This window comes from Lyngbya sp. PCC 8106, from assembly GCF_000169095.1.
GTDB lineage: Bacteria > Cyanobacteriota > Cyanobacteriia > Cyanobacteriales > Microcoleaceae > Capilliphycus.
On sequence record NZ_AAVU01000002.1, the window covers coordinates 187,534 to 202,125 of the forward strand.

Here is a 14,592-nt window from a genome sequence, read left to right on the forward strand (position 1 = left end):
CGATCATTAAACTAATCATAAATAACATAAATTATCCCTCATTTTGATTTTCGGTTGAGGATTGGGCGGCTTGTTGGACTTGTTCTAATTCTAGTCCTAATCTGACGGCTATTTCTTCTAAACTAATTCCCACACTAATTAGAAAAGGAATTAATTCTAATTTTGCTTCTTGTCGCCCTTCTTGTCGCCCTTCTTGTCGCCCTTCTTGTCGCCCTTCTTGTCGCCCTTCTTGTCGCCCTTCTTCTAACGCTTCTTGATAAACACGGGTTTGTTTCAAATCATCTAAACTAAACATGGCTTCGATTTCCTCCCGACTGAGTTGAGGTAACTTGTAGACTAAGATGGCTTCTATCAATTGTAGAAGATCTGCTTGAGATTGTTGCTGAAAAGTTTCTGCCCTCACCCGTTCGATTAAATTCTGGGCTAGGGGAATGGCTTGTTCTTGCTGTGCTACAATTAGTTGAATGGTGGCAATCCCGACAGAGTTTTCCGCAATTTCTCCCAACTCATCTAGATAAATTCGACTCACTCGCCCAGAATGAAGTAATTCCTGATATCGAGGAGTTTCACCGGGATCAATATTGCGGCTAGGATAAAGAACAACGCCTCGCCAGTCGTTAATGAGTTCTGTTTTATTAAGATAAAGGAAAATTTCGGCAAAAAAACGGGAATAAAAGCGAGAATCAGACTGAAACTGAACTTCAGCAAAATAAATTGGCGGATGAATTGCATTAATATTGGAGACAAAAACACCATCAATTCTAAAAGACAGTTGTTTAACTTCTACTGATGAAAATTGATAGGATTCTGCTTCTTCGGGTGAACGGTTAATTAGTTCAAAGAAAATCCCCGGAAAGGCTTCAAATAAGCGATAAAATAGAGTATCTGTTTTCACGAGATTGATTGTTGGGGAAAATTTGCAACCCAGGATAACACGAGGATAATCGAAAAAGCCTGAAGAAAGACCAAAGAAATTCCCACGATCGCATAATTAAGTTTCACAATAAAGGTATAGGATCTAAATGAGTGAATAATGGCGACGATCACGGATCACATAGCTGAAGAAATTCGCGTCTGCGGTATCGTTCAAGGGGTGGGGTTTCGTCCAACCGTTTACCACCTCGCCCTAGACTGTGGCTTGTGTGGAGAAGTTTGTAATGACGGTGAAGGCGTTTTAATTCGAGTGGTGGGTGATCACAATGCTATCAATACATTTGTTCATCGTTTGGAAACTGAACCGCCTCCTTTAGCAAAAATTGAGTCCATTCATCGCTATCCCTACACAGGTGAACAGTCTTTTTCTAATTTTACCATTGTTTCCAGTAAAAGCAACAAAATTAGAACAAAAATAGCGCCGGATGCGGCAACTTGTCCAGCGTGTAAACAAGATATTTTTGATCCGTTAAGTCGCTTTTATCGCTATCCCTTTACCAATTGTACTCACTGTGGCCCTCGTTTAAGTATTATCAAAAAGTTGCCCTATGACCGAGAAAATACCAGTATGGCAGGGTTTGAATTGTGTATAGAATGTCAACAAAACTACGAAGATCCTCTCAATAGACGCTTTCACGCCCAACCTGTAGCTTGTCATATTTGTGGCCCCAAAGTAATATTAGAACGGGCAGATGGTAATGCTGTCACCGCCCATATGTTCTCGATGTTAGATGAAGTTGATGCGGTTTGTACGCTACTTCAACGAGGACAAATTATCGCGATTAAAGGGTTAGGTGGATTTCATCTGGCTTGTGATGCAACTAACGAAGAAATCGTGCAGAAATTACGTCAACGCAAGCATCGCCCCGATAAACCTTTGGCGTTGATGGCAGATATTAATATTATTGAAAAATATTGTTTTGTGACACCGGAAGAACGAGAATTGTTGGAAAGTTCAGCCGCACCCATTGTCTTATTGCGTCGGAAAACAAGTTTCAAACAAAGCGATATTTCTTTAAGTAAAAATCAAATTGCCCCTTCTATTGCACCGGCTCAAAACTATTTAGGGTTTATGTTACCCTACACGCCTTTACATCATTTAGCGTTGAGAAGATTAGAAGTTCCAATTGTTCTGACCAGTGCTAATTTTTCCGATGATCCGCAATGTATTGATAACGCAGAAGTGAGAAGCAAACTTTCTAATGTTGCTGATTATTTTATATTCCATAATCGAGAGATTGTCAACCGGGTTGATGATTCGGTTGTAAGAATCAATAATCACCGTTTACAAATTCTGCGTCGGGCGAGAGGATACGCCCCAACCCCGATTAATTTACCACCAGGATTTCAAGATCAACCTGCTATTTTAGCAATGGGGAGTGAACTCAAAAATACTTTCTGTTTGTTGCGAGAAGGTCAGGCGATTTTATCGCAACATATCGGGGATTTAGAAAATGCTTTAGCTGCTGAAGCTTATCAAAAAACACTGAATCTTTATTTGGGTTTACTCGAACATCAACCGAATGCGATCGCCCTAGATTTACATCCCGAATATTTATCAACAAAGCTGGGTAAAGAACTAGCAGAAAGTAATAATATCCCCGTTTATTCTATTCAACATCATCACGCCCATATTGCTGCTTGTATGGCTGAAAATGGGTTGTCTATAGATACAGAACCCGTTTTGGGAATTGCCTTAGATGGCTTGGGATATGGGGAAGATGGAACGATTTGGGGTGGGGAATTTTTGTTAGCAAATTATCGCGGCTTTCAACGCTTAGGAACTTTTAAACCCGTAGAAATGATTGGAGGAGAACAGGCAATTTATCAACCCTGGCGGAATACTTATGCCCATTTAAAAGCGGCATTTGGAAAAGATTTATCCTCACAAATTATGGGTTTAAGATTAGGTGAGTTTTTAGCCCAACAACCCTTAAAACTACTCGATCAATTAATTGAGAAACAGATTAATTCTCCTCTGGCTTCTTCTTGTGGGCGGTTGTTTGATGCGGTGGCGGGTGCAATCGGAATTTGTCGCGAAAGTTGCAGTTATGAAGGACAAGCTGCGATTACCCTAGAAGCCATCGCTGAAAACTATCTGTTAAATCACTCTGAAGAAATTGAGCCTTATCCATTTATTGTGAGACAATTAGAATGCTCGTTATTATCTATCGAACCTCGTCCGATGTGGTTAGCTTTGTTAGCAGATTTGCGACAAAATCTCCCTACGGATATAATGGCGGCGAAGTTTCATTTTGGGCTGGCTGAAGCAATATCAACAATGGTTGAACGGTTAAGTTTTGAAACAAAATTTCATCAAGTTATTCTAACAGGAGGTGTATTTCAAAATCAAATTTTACTCACTCAAGTTCGTGATCATCTTCTGAGAAAAAATCTAGAAGTTTTAACTCATAGCCAAGTTCCGGCGAATGATGGCGGACTCTCTCTCGGACAAGCGGTGATTGCGGCTGCTAAACTAGAAAAAGAATAAACGTTTTTTAACCCTATTGTAGAGATTACCAAAAAAATGTGTTTAGGAATTCCCGGTCAGATTACTGAAATTACCGATATCACCAACAAGTTAGCAATGGTTAATATTGCGGGTGTAAAACGACAGGTTAATATTGCTTGTATCGTTGATGAAACTCATCCGATTAAGTCTTGTGTCGGAGATTGGGTATTAGTTCATGTAGGTTTTGCCATGAACCGAATTGATGAAGCAGAAGCAGCAGAAACGTTAGAAATTTTACAGCAATTAGCCGCCATTCAGTAAATAATTAACCAGCCATTTCCCATTTAGGAGAAAGCCGGATGCAAACCGCCCCCGAAAAACTGTCTTGGTCTGATATTCCCACCGAGGTTAAAGATTTGTTAATGCAAGCGGTCGAACAGTGGGAAGATACGGCAAAATCAGAACAGTATATTCATCAAGCCTTAGAAAAAGCCGGGGACAATTATGAGGTTTTAATTGGGGTTTATCGTTATTTTTTCTACAAAAATCAGCAAAAAATGGCGTTAAAAATTGCCCAAATTGTTCTAGATAAAATTAAAATAGAGGAACAATTACCCGAACGTTGGGAAGACCAAAAACCTCGATTAATTCAAGACAAAGAACAGCCCAAAATCAGATTATACTTGAATGCTTATGCAGCAACGGGTTATATTCTCGCACGTTTAGGTGAAATTGAACAAGCCAAACAAATCACTGAACGAGTTCAAGAAATAGATACCAAGCGAGAATCAAGTGCGACGACTGTTTTTGAAGTGTTAACGCGAGTACCGGAAGAAGACGAAGAATAATTTAACGATCATTCAAAGAGAATTTAAACCTGAATTTAAGCCAGGAGAACACAACCAATGAAATATGTTGATGAATTTAGAGATCCGCAAAAATTGCAAGCCTTAATGGGAGAAATTAACCGCTTAACGTTAATCCTAGAACGGACACCCGAACACCCGTTAAAAATCATGGAAGTTTGCGGAGGTCACACCCATTCTATCTTTAAATATGGCATTGAAGAACTTCTTCCTGATAGTATTGAACTGATTCATGGCCCCGGTTGTCCCGTTTGTGTCATGCCACGAGGAAGACTCGATGCTGCTATTGCTTTAGCCGACATTCCTAATGTTATTTTTACCACCTTTGGCGATGCGATGCGGGTGCCAGGTTCACAAAAAAGTTTGCTACAAGCCAAAGCCCAAGGTGCAGATATTCGCATGGTTTATTCACCCTTGGATGCCTTACCCATTGCCAAACAAAACCCAGATAAAGAAGTAATTTTCTTTGGTTTGGGCTTTGAAACTACAGCCCCAAGTACCGCCTTTACTATTCTACAAGCTGAAGCAGAAAATATCACAAACTTCAGCATTTTTTGCAATCATGTGATTGTAGTTCCGGCATTAGAAGCATTACTAGATAACCCAGATTTAGAACTAGATGGATTTATTGGCCCTGGTCATGTTAGCATGGTTATTGGTTCAAATCCCTATCAAATTATCGCTGAAAAATATTACAAACCTGTCGTTGTTTCCGGCTTTGAACCTTTAGATATTGTGCAGTCAGTATGGATGTTACTGCAACAGTTAGTAGACCGACGTTGTGAGGTCGAAAATCAATATAAACGCCTTGTTCAACCGGACGGAAATCCGATGGCGTTAGAGGCGATTTCTAAAGTGTTTGAAGTGCGAGAAGAATTTGAATGGCGAGGACTCGGAGATATTGCCCAATCTGGACTTAAAATTAATTCAAATTATGCCCAATTTGATGCAGAAATAAAATTTGATGTTTCTGATGTGAAAGTTCCTGATGCGGCAGCTTGTCAATGTGGAGAAATTCTCAAAGGAGTATTAAAACCCTGGCAATGTAAAGTATTCGGAACCGCTTGCACGCCAGAAACACCCATCGGAACTTGCATGGTTTCTTCAGAAGGGGCTTGTGCAGCTTATTACAAATATGGTCGCCTTTCAACCGTTATAAAAGCTAACAAACCCCAACGTTCTAAAGCAAAAGTCTAAAGCTTTCTATCTTTTTTATAGCAAAAAATGAGGAGGAAAACTGTATGCCATTTGTCACAATTCAAATTGGAGAAGGTCATTCTATTGAGAAGAAACGGGAATTGGCGAAAGCAATAACCGATACTTTAGTTGAAACTTTGGGAACTAAACGGGAATGGGTGACAATTCATATTGATGAATTTAACCGCGATAATTGGGCTGTGGGTGGTGAATTACACTCCGACAAACATCCCGGACGTCACGCTGAGAAATAAGCTTTATTTTTGGGGAGTAATAGGATTGAATTGTTAAAATAATCGAACGATTTAAACTATTACTTCCTGACTAATTTTTATTAAATGATGAATGAACCATGACTCAGCCATTGGTTGCTAAACCGCTTAGTAAAATAGAACTCAATCCCGGTAGTAAAATAAAAGTTTATGATATAAACTGGCAGGAGTTTGAAGGGCTGATCGATGAGTTTGGAGAACGGCGAGATATTCGCATAGCTTACTATCAGGGAACCTTAGAAATCATGTCACCCCTGCCCGAACATGAACGTTCAACTGTCGTGATTTCTGACTTGGTGAAAGTCATTTTGAGAGTTCAAAAACAGCCTTGGGAGTCACTCCGTTCGACAACATTAAAGCGCAAAACAATGGCGGTTGGAGTTGAACCTGATGACTGTTTTTATATCAAAAACTATCAAGCTGTTATTGGTAAAGATAGGTTAGACTTGGATATCGATCCGCCTCCAGACTTAGCTATTGAAACCGATGTTACCTCATTTACAGAAATTAGTGCCTATGAAGCTTTAAAAGTTTCCGAAGTTTGGATTTATGCCCAGGATGTTTTAACTATTCATCTATTTCAAGGGAGTCAATATATTGAATCTCAAACCAGTTTAGTCTTTCCAGACTTACCCATTTGTGAAATAATTCCCCAAGCCATAAAACGAGCAAATAAGATAGGAATAAGTCAAACTTTAGAAGAATTTGAAACACAGTTATTAACAACAAATCAAGGTTAAAATACATGACTCATTCTTTAGATCAAAAAGCAGAACAACATCCCCTCTTTCAAAAACTCGAAAAAGTTCGTCGTCGCCCCGCCAAAGTTCGAGATACAACCGTAACACTCGCCCATGGAAGTGGCGGGAAAGCGATGCGGGATTTAATTGATGATATTTTTGTTAAAACTTTTGATAATCCGATTCTTTCTCAACTCGAAGATCAAGCCAGTTTTAACATAGCTGAATTAGCAACACTCGGAGATCGGTTAGCCTTTACAACAGACTCTTATGTTGTTGATCCGATCTTTTTTCCAGGGAGTAATATTGGGGAACTTGCTGTTAATGGAACCGTTAATGATTTGGCGGTTAGTGGTGCAAAACCACTTTATCTTTCCTGTGGTTTTATCCTCGAAGAAGGGCTACCGATAGAGACGTTGCGGCAAATTGTTCAAAGTATGAAAATAGCTGCCGATCACGCGGGCGTAAAAATTGTGACGGGAGACACGAAAGTTGTTCATCGGGGCTGTGCAGACAAAGTGTTTATTAATACAGCAGGTGTCGGTGTTATTCGTTCGGGAATTAATATTTCCGCTCAAAATTTACAACCCGGAGATGTTATTTTAGTGAATGGTTATCTCGGCGATCATGGAACTGCAATTTTGATTGCCAGAGGTGAATTAGCCTTAGAAACAACTATCGAAAGTGACTGTCAACCGTTGAATGATTTAATCGATAAAATCATAGAAATTTGTCCAGAAGTTCGGGCTTTACGAGATGCAACCCGAGGCGGAGTCGCAACAGTCGTTAATGAATTTGCGATGAGTTCAGAAGTGGGAATTCGCCTGTTTGAACCAGAATTACCCCTGCGAGAAGAAGTGCAGGGGGTGTGTGAAATTTTAGGGCTTGATCCGCTATATTTAGCCAATGAAGGTAAGTTGGTTGTGGTTGTTCCGAAAGAGGATGCAGAAACGGTTTTAGAGGCGATGAAATCTCATCCTGCGGGTGAAAATAGTTGTATTGTTGGGGAGGTAATTGCTTCTCCGCCTGGGGTTGTTTTGCTGCAAACGGCGTTTGGAACTGAACGTATTGTTGATATGTTAGTTGGGGATCAATTACCCCGAATTTGTTAATTTTTTTACAAACATTAAGAGGATTTAAAATTATGCACGAACTCGGAATTACTCAAAATATTGTCGCAATTGTCAACGAACACGCTAGAGGCGCACCCGTTAAACGAGTTACGTTAGAAATTGGTAAACTTTCGGCAATTATGCCGGATGCGATTCAATTTTGTTTTGATGTTTGTACTCAAGGAACTGCTTTAGAAGAGGCAACTTTAGAAATTATTGAAGTGGCGGGTTTGGGAAAATGTCGTCAATGTGGAACTGAAGTTCCTCTCGATCAACCTTTTGGAGTTTGTCACACTTGTAATAGTCTTGAACTCGATATTATTCAAGGCGAAGAACTTAAAATTAAAGAAATGGAGGTTGAACAATTATGTGTGTAACTTGTGGCTGTTCTGATGAGAGTGAAACCACGATCACCAATTCTCAAACCGGAGAAAAAACCCAGATAAAAACCCATGTTCATCAACCCCATGATCATACTCATACCTTAGCAGATAGAACGGTTGTTGAACATTCTCACCCTCATTCTCATCATCACGAACATCCGAATTCTTCCTCTGAACAACAGACTCATACCCATACCTTAGCAGATGGAACAGTTGTGACTCATTCTCATCAAAACACTTCTACAGTTTCTGAGGTTGAAACCAAAGACTCTGAAATTCATGCTAAAATACACGGCAATACGATAGAATTAGAACAGGCAATTTTAGGAAAAAATAATTTAATTGCTGCTCAAAATCGGGGTTGGTTTAAAGGGCGAAATATTTTAGCCTTAAATCTAGTCAGTTCGCCAGGTTCGGGAAAAACGACATTATTAACCCGCACGATTAATGATTTAAAATCTAAGTTAACCTTTAGCGTAATTGAAGGTGATCAAGAAACCGTCAATGATGCTGAAAAAATTCGATCTACTGGCTGCAATGTTGTTCAAATTAACACTGGAACCGGATGTCACCTGGAAGCTGCAATGATTGAAAGAGGCTGTAGCGAACTGAATCCGCCTCTCAACTCGATTGTGATGATTGAAAACGTTGGAAATTTAGTCTGTCCCGCCTTATTTGATTTAGGTGAACAAGCAAAAGTTGCTATTCTTTCAGTTACTGAAGGAGAAGATAAACCGATAAAATACCCTCATATGTTCCGAGCGAGTCAAGTGATGATTCTTACAAAAATTGACTTACTCCCCTACGTTCAGTTTGATGTTCAGCGCTGTCTAGACTACGCTCATCAAGTTAATCCTCAAATGCAGATTTTTCAAGTTTCTGCTTCTACAGGAGAGGGTTTAGAAACTTGGTATAACTGGTTAGAATCTCAATCTCAGCAACTCTAAAATCAGAGGTTGGGTTTGATCAAAATTCAGCCCAACCTATTTAACAATATCTTGTCATTCTAAAGTAAAAAGAATTTTACAAACTGCAAAATAAAACCACTCTAATCCAACTTGCTTGATCCATACAGGGGGAAGATTATTGCTATTGTCTTTGACTTGGGATGAGATAATAACGGAATTTGAAACTTTCTCAATTGTTAAGCGCATGATTCCTGATTTCTCTACAAATGTATAATTTTTTTTGGCTACAGGTTTGGAAATTCAGACTGTGAATCGCAATAGAAGGTGGTGATTTCAGTGAGAGTCAGAGTGTGAGGGACAGTTTCCGTATTCAGAGATGAACTAGAATGTCAACCTGATCTTTTTTTACAAATTCAAAAGTCTAAAATGTAAACTTTTGTTAATTTTATTAGAGATTTACATCTGATAATCAAACCGAAATCATCGAGCTAACTATTCTTCTTGACAATATATTCGCTTTTTTCTCCGGTTACTTCATCAGATGAGTCTTCTCTCATCTTTCATAGGTTCATTCTATCCGGGTGGTCAGCCGGAAAAAAAGAGGGTTATGTAATATCTATGTAAAGCTTTAGTAAATTTTAGTTCGATCCTTGCGAAATTGATACTACAGCATTGCTCAAAAAAAGCTACTATCACCCCTGCTTGTAGCACAAGTGATCAACAAACGCCCATTCCAATGTCACAAACCCAAGAATTGAGAACCCAGTTAAGAAGCAGCAAATAGTATCCGATAATAGCCTCGGGAAATATCAGTGATGGAACTTGAGCATCACTATCGCAATCAAATGATACTTGGGTTTGTACAATTTAATTCTACTGCTATCATTTCCCCGATATTATAGAGTAACTTAGATATAGCTACTCGGATGAAAAGAGTGTATTGATATGGTACATCTATTCGATTATCTGAAAACGATAATTATGTTTACATTCACTGATTGTCAACTACGCTATTGATTTCAATGCTAGATTAGATAGCGATCAAGAATCTAAAAGTACGGATTCTCTTGTATTTTATTTGATTTTAGGATAAGGGTGAACTGCTTAGTCAAAACTGCTATCTGATCTCATAAAACCTACTTAATCTCTAAAATGAATCACCTATGAATTCTAAACAATTACAACGATTATTAATTTTTTATTCTGCGATAGGAATCTTTACGATTAGTGTATTGGTGGCAGTATTAAGTATATTCCCCCTCTATCAACAACTTAGAAAAAGCGAAGAACGCAACTTGCAATCAGCTTTAAAAACTCGCAAGTTAGCCGTTGAAGAATTTCTTTCAGGTGTAAAAGATATCACAGCACAAATTGCTAGTAGTACCCAAGCAAAACAACTATTAGAAATTTATAATCAGAATCCAAATGATCGTAAATCTGCCGCTACTAATGTCACACTTTTTCTAACTGATGCTCTCAATCAAACTGAATATTTAGCGGGAATTACTCGCCTTGATCAAAACAATCAATTCATGGCTCAAGTCGGTTTATCTATTCCGAAAAGTTTTTGGAAATTTTCTGCTGTCAACTCTCAAGACACCCAAATTAGTAATCCAATTCGCCTTAATGATAAATTTTATCTAATTGTTATCCAACCAATTTTTGACTTGAAACAGGAGCAAATTGGTACGGATTTGGTTTTGTTTGAAATGGATCGTTTAAAAGAAATTATAGTAACAGATTATACGGGTTTAGGCAAGGCTGAACAAGTTTTTTTAGGGACATTAGAAGATCAAAAAGTCAAGTTATTATTGTCCTCAAATAATGAAAATGAAACCTTATTAAAACCCATTATAGAAGCTCTAGAAAAAACAGTAGTTTCTCAAGAGTCTGGATTCACTGTTGTCAAAGGTAAGTTCTGGAATCATGCTCAAGTTATTATCTTTGAACCCCTATCAGAATTTAATTGGGGACTTGTTATTAAAATAGATCGTCAAGAATTGTATGCGCCAGTAAATCGTCAGCTTATGACCATTGGAATGGTCACAATTATTTTTAGCCTTTTAGGTGCAGGCGGAATGGTTTTGCTATTGCGTCCCTTAGCAGGTAGAGCCATTATTCAAACCGATGAACTTGAAAAACAACTTCAAGAAAAAAGCCTGACTTTACGTGAGTTAAATTATACTCAAGAACAACTACTCTTAGAAATTCGTGATCGCAAATTCGCCCAAACCGAACTCCAAAAACGAGCTGAACAACTGCGAAATCATAATACTGTTTTAATAGGAATTGCTCAACAGCGAGCTGTAAATCAAGGAGATTTGTTAACCGCAGCGCAAGCAATTACCGAAGCTACAGCAAAAATATTAGAGGTAGATCGGGTCGGAGTTTGGTTGTATAATGAAGATAAAACACATCTTAAATGTTTTGATTTGTACCAAAAAAAACTCAATAAACATGAGAGAGAAGGAGTGATTAGACACAATGATTATCCCGCTTATTTTGACGCAATTAATATACAAGATAGTATTGCAGCATCGGATGCACGAAATGATCCAAGAACGTGTGAATTTCTCTCGAACTACTTCATTCCTAATAATATTTTTTCCTTGCTTGATAGCACAATTCGGATTGGTGGAAAAATAGTCGGTGTGATCTGTATAGAGCAGTGTAATCAAATTCAAAATTGGACTCCAGAAGATGAAATTTTTGTGCGTTCAATTGGAAATATTATCTCTTTAGCAATTGAAGCGAGAAATCACCAAAAAGCTGAAATTGCATTGCAAGAAAGTGAAAGAATGTTTCGTCAGCTAGCAGAAAGCATTGATAGTGTATTTTGGATTAGTGATCCTGATGGAAAAGAAATATACTATGTTTCTCCTGCTTATGAAAGAGTTTGGGGTCGTCCTTGTCGTCAAGTTTATGAGCAACCCCAATCTTTTCTTGAATCAATTCATTCAGAAGATCGCGAAGGAGTAATTTTGGCTTTGACTAAACAGGTATCTGGTGGATATGAAGAAGAATATCGAATTGTTAAACCGAATGGTGAAATTCGCTGGATTTATGATCGGGGTTTTCCTATTAAAAATGATCAAGGAAAAATAGATCGAGTGACTGGAATTGCAACTGATATTACCGAACGCAAACAAGCTGAAAACGCTCTCCGAGAATCAGAAGCTCAATTAAGAGAACAAAAACAACAGCTTCAGCAAACTTTAAAAGAACTTCAACGAACTCAAGCTCAGATGATTCAAAATGAAAAAATGTCGAGCTTAGGTCAAATGGTCGCTGGAATTGCTCATGAAATTAACAATCCGGTTAACTTTATTCATGGAAATATCGTTCACGCCGCAGATTATATTCGCGACTTGCTTAGTTTAATTCAACTCTATCAACAGTATTATCCCCATCCCCATCCAGACATTGAAATAGAAATTGAAGCGATTGAACTTGATTTTCTCCAAGAAGATATTAAAAAACTCCTCAAGTCTATGCAGGTTGGCACAGAACGTATCCGAGAAATTGTCAAATCGCTACGAATCTTTTCTCGTTTGGATGAATCTGAAATCAAAGAAGTTGATCTGCATGAAGGACTGGAAAGCACGTTAATGATTTTACATAATCGCTTTAAAGCTAAATCCATTTACCCAGGGATAAAAGTCATCAAAGAATATGATAAAATCCCTCGTATAACCTGTTATTCTGGACATCTCAATCAAGTCTTTATGAATATTCTCAGTAATGCAATTGATGCAATTGAAGATGCTCAATCTTTTCAATCTCCTGAAGAAATTCAGCATAATCCTGGCTGTATTCGCATCAAAACTCAACAAATAGCACCAAACTGGATACAAATTTTGATTGCTGATAATGGGCAAGGAATGAGTGAAGAAGTTCGCACTCGTTTATTCGATCCATTCTTCACAACAAAACCCATTGGTAAAGGAACAGGATTAGGACTGTCAATTAGCTATCAAGTTATTATTGAAAAACATAAAGGAAACATTGAATGTGACTCTATTTTAGGACAGGGAACGGAATTTAGAATCCAGATTCCGATTCGCTAATCACTAAGATATTTTTAAAATTTTCATCAGTGTGATTTCTATCACGCATTTTTTTGCAAGTTTTAACTAAATTTAAGATAAAAGAGAGATCGATGAATGATGTTGAGAATGGCAAGGTTAATTGATGAAACTCGTTATCCTCTGTACCCGAGAGGTGTTAACTGTGGAGATCATCTCAAGTTGATAGACTGGGTTAGAGAACATCAAGCTGGAGTGAATAATTTCCTGATCACAAAATTTTCTATCCCTATTATACTTAAATCATTACTCAATGAACTAAAAAACGACTTCGATGATTAAAAACATTGACAAATCGTATAACCGAATAAAATGTCCATAAATACTCCCAATACCAATGTTATTTTGATTGTTGATGATAGCCCAGTTCATCTGAAAGTGCTATCTGAGAGTTTAGTGAATGCCGGATATGAAGTCGCCGTCGCGATTAATGGTGAAACAGCACTAAAACAAGCTCTTTACGATCCTCCTGACCTAATTTTACTTGATATTCAAATGCCAGGAATGGATGGATTTGAAACTTGTCACCAATTAAAAGCCCATCCTTCAACTCAAGCTGTTCCTATTATTTTTATGACAGCTCTCGCGGATACATCCAGTAAAATTAAAGGATTGAAAGCGGGTGCTGTTGACTATTTAACAAAACCTTTTCAACAAGAAGAAGTTTTAGCACGGATAAAAGTACACCTTCAGATCAAAGATTTAACTCAATCCTTACTTGAAAAAAATCTTTTACTCGATCAGCTCAATCATAAACTCAAGCATTTAGTCCTTGAAAAAGATATTCAGCTTCAAGAAGCAGATAAGTTGTCGTCAATGGGTCAAATGATGGCAGGAATTACCCACGAGATTAATAATCCTTTAAGTTTTGTGATTGGGAATGCCAACCAAGTTGAGGAATTTCTGCAAGACCTATTAACTCATTTACAACTTTACCAAAAATTTTATCCAAATCCTGCTTTACCTATTCAAAATCATGCTGAAGAAATTGATATTGGCTTTTTAATAGCGGATTTACCCGAAATGATAGCATCCATTAAACAGGGATCAATGCTAATTAGAGAGATTAGCACTTCAATGCGAATCATTGCTAGAATTGATGGTAAAAATCAAGTTTCATTCAATATTCACGATGGTATAAATAGCACTTTATTGATTTTAAACCATCGACTTAAAGCTAATGAAAATTATCCAGAAATTCAAGTGATTAAAAAGTATGGAAAAATACCAGAAATTGAATGTTTTCCTGGACAGCTAAATCAGGTTTTTATGAATATTATTGCTAATGCTATCGATGCCTTAGAAGAATCAAACCAAGGTAAAACCTATGCAGAAATTATAGCTAGTCCTAATCAAATTACCATTTCTACTGAACTAACACCCGATCAAACTCAAGTTTTAATTCGGATTGCAGATAACGGTACGGGAATCCCTGAAGAAATTTGTTCTCAATTGTTCAATCCCTTTTTTACAACTAAGCCTGTGGGAAAAGGGACTGGACTGGGATTATCGATTAGTTATCAAATTGTTGTAGACAAACATCAGGGAAAACTAGAGTGCTATTCTAGAGATGGACAAGGAACAGAATTTGTAATTGCAATTCCAGTTCAAGCCTCTAAATATTAAGGAGATTTTCATAAATTA

The 14,592-nt window shown here is 37.8% G+C and carries 12 protein-coding genes; 11 read left to right on the forward strand and 1 reads right to left on the reverse strand.

Features of this window, described 5'->3' with window-relative positions:
- Positions 1-31: 31 nt before the first annotated feature.
- Positions 32-895 carry an Rpn family recombination-promoting nuclease/putative transposase gene (locus L8106_RS01950; protein ID WP_009782483.1) on the reverse strand — a complete coding sequence of 288 codons (864 nt, stop codon included), beginning with the start codon at positions 893-895 and terminating at the stop codon, positions 32-34.
- 138 nt (positions 896-1,033) lie between these two features.
- Here L8106_RS01950 and hypF point away from each other — a divergent pair, with 138 nt between their 5' ends.
- The 11 genes from hypF (at position 1,034) to L8106_RS02010 (ending at position 14,574) form a co-directional block, all read left to right on the forward strand.
- Positions 1,034-3,424: a carbamoyltransferase HypF gene (gene hypF, locus L8106_RS01955; RefSeq protein ID WP_009782484.1), complete on the forward strand. Its 2,391-nt coding sequence runs from the start codon at positions 1,034-1,036 to the stop codon at positions 3,422-3,424.
- Between the two features lie 36 nt (positions 3,425-3,460).
- Positions 3,461-3,706, forward strand: coding sequence for a HypC/HybG/HupF family hydrogenase formation chaperone (locus L8106_RS01960; protein ID WP_009782485.1), 246 nt, complete (start codon positions 3,461-3,463; stop codon positions 3,704-3,706).
- 38 nt (positions 3,707-3,744) lie between these two features.
- Positions 3,745-4,233 carry a hypothetical protein gene (locus tag L8106_RS01965; protein WP_009782486.1) on the forward strand — a complete coding sequence of 163 codons (489 nt, stop codon included), beginning with the start codon at positions 3,745-3,747 and terminating at the stop codon, positions 4,231-4,233.
- A gap of 57 nt (positions 4,234-4,290) precedes the next feature.
- Positions 4,291-5,448 (forward strand): hydrogenase formation protein HypD, encoded by a 1,158-nt coding sequence (hypD, locus tag L8106_RS01970; protein WP_009782487.1) that lies wholly within the window; start codon positions 4,291-4,293, stop codon positions 5,446-5,448.
- A 44-nt stretch (positions 5,449-5,492) separates the two neighbouring features.
- On the forward strand, positions 5,493-5,702 hold the full coding sequence (locus tag L8106_RS01975; RefSeq protein WP_009782488.1) for a 4-oxalocrotonate tautomerase family protein: 210 nt from the start codon (positions 5,493-5,495) through the stop codon (positions 5,700-5,702).
- A gap of 98 nt (positions 5,703-5,800) precedes the next feature.
- Positions 5,801-6,460: a Uma2 family endonuclease gene (locus L8106_RS01980; RefSeq protein ID WP_009782489.1), complete on the forward strand. Its 660-nt coding sequence runs from the start codon at positions 5,801-5,803 to the stop codon at positions 6,458-6,460.
- Positions 6,461-6,465: 5 nt separating this feature from the next.
- Positions 6,466-7,572, forward strand: coding sequence for a hydrogenase expression/formation protein HypE (gene hypE, locus L8106_RS01985; protein ID WP_009782490.1), 1,107 nt, complete (start codon positions 6,466-6,468; stop codon positions 7,570-7,572).
- A 32-nt stretch (positions 7,573-7,604) separates the two neighbouring features.
- Positions 7,605-7,949, forward strand: a complete 345-nt coding sequence (gene hypA / locus L8106_RS01990; RefSeq protein ID WP_039895334.1) for a hydrogenase maturation nickel metallochaperone HypA — start codon at positions 7,605-7,607, stop codon at positions 7,947-7,949.
- A complete protein-coding gene (gene hypB / locus L8106_RS01995; protein ID WP_009782492.1) occupies positions 7,940-8,902 on the forward strand; it encodes a hydrogenase nickel incorporation protein HypB in 963 nt (320 codons plus the stop codon). The genes hypA and hypB overlap by 10 nt, the downstream gene beginning before the upstream one ends.
- 1,124 nt (positions 8,903-10,026) lie before the next feature.
- Positions 10,027-12,930, forward strand: a complete 2,904-nt coding sequence (locus L8106_RS29270) for an ATP-binding protein (protein ID WP_009782494.1) — start codon at positions 10,027-10,029, stop codon at positions 12,928-12,930.
- Between the two features lie 330 nt (positions 12,931-13,260).
- A complete protein-coding gene (locus L8106_RS02010; RefSeq protein ID WP_009782496.1) occupies positions 13,261-14,574 on the forward strand; it encodes a response regulator in 1,314 nt (437 codons plus the stop codon).
- Positions 14,575-14,592: the final 18 nt, after the last annotated feature.

What these genes read in the sequence shown, in the direction of transcription:
- hypF (WP_009782484.1), top strand. Translation starts at nt 1,034, where the DNA reads ATGGCGACGATCACGGATCACATAGCTGAAGAAATTCGCGTCTGCGGT.
- L8106_RS01960 (WP_009782485.1), top strand. Translation starts at nt 3,461, where the DNA reads ATGTGTTTAGGAATTCCCGGTCAGATTACTGAAATTACCGATATCACC.
- L8106_RS01965 (WP_009782486.1), top strand. Translation starts at nt 3,745, where the DNA reads ATGCAAACCGCCCCCGAAAAACTGTCTTGGTCTGATATTCCCACCGAG.
- hypD (WP_009782487.1), top strand. Translation starts at nt 4,291, where the DNA reads ATGAAATATGTTGATGAATTTAGAGATCCGCAAAAATTGCAAGCCTTA.
- L8106_RS01975 (WP_009782488.1), top strand. Translation starts at nt 5,493, where the DNA reads ATGCCATTTGTCACAATTCAAATTGGAGAAGGTCATTCTATTGAGAAG.
- L8106_RS01980 (WP_009782489.1), top strand. Translation starts at nt 5,801, where the DNA reads ATGACTCAGCCATTGGTTGCTAAACCGCTTAGTAAAATAGAACTCAAT.
- hypE (WP_009782490.1), top strand. Translation starts at nt 6,466, where the DNA reads ATGACTCATTCTTTAGATCAAAAAGCAGAACAACATCCCCTCTTTCAA.
- hypA (WP_039895334.1), top strand. Translation starts at nt 7,605, where the DNA reads ATGCACGAACTCGGAATTACTCAAAATATTGTCGCAATTGTCAACGAA.
- hypB (WP_009782492.1), top strand. Translation starts at nt 7,940, where the DNA reads ATGTGTGTAACTTGTGGCTGTTCTGATGAGAGTGAAACCACGATCACC.
- L8106_RS29270 (WP_009782494.1), top strand. Translation starts at nt 10,027, where the DNA reads ATGAATTCTAAACAATTACAACGATTATTAATTTTTTATTCTGCGATA.
- L8106_RS02010 (WP_009782496.1), top strand. Translation starts at nt 13,261, where the DNA reads ATGTCCATAAATACTCCCAATACCAATGTTATTTTGATTGTTGATGAT.